This is a genomic window from Metasolibacillus fluoroglycofenilyticus, from assembly GCF_003049645.1.
Classification (GTDB): Bacteria; Bacillota; Bacilli; order Bacillales_A; family Planococcaceae; genus Metasolibacillus; species Metasolibacillus fluoroglycofenilyticus.
The window spans coordinates 1-376 of record NZ_PYWK01000032.1; the positions used below are offsets into that span (position 1 = coordinate 1).

Annotated in this window: 1 rRNA gene; it reads right to left on the bottom strand. The window is 57.7% G+C overall.

The annotated features are described in order from the left end of the window. Positions 1-376: ribosomal RNA gene (locus tag C9J36_RS17140) — 16S ribosomal RNA — on the bottom strand; the annotation flags it as partial.

The window sequence follows — 376 nt, forward strand, 5'->3', positions numbered from 1 at the left end:
CGACTTAGTCCTAATCACCAGTCCCACCTTCGACGGCTCCCCCACAACGGTTAGGCCACCGGCTTCGGGTGTTACCAACTTTCATGACTTGACGGGCGGTGTGTACAAGCCCCGGGAACGTATTCACCGCAGCGTTGCTGATCTGCGATTACTAGCGACTCCGACTTCATGAGGTCGAGTTGCAGACCCCAATCCGAACTGAGACCGGCTTTCCGAGATTCGCTCACCCTCACAGGCTCGCCACTCTCTGTACCAGCCATTGTAGCATGCGTGAAGCCCTGGACATAAGGGGCATGATGACTTGACGTCATCCCCACCTTCCTCCGAGTTGACCCCGGCGGTCTCCACTGAGTCCCCACCATAACGTGCTGGCAAC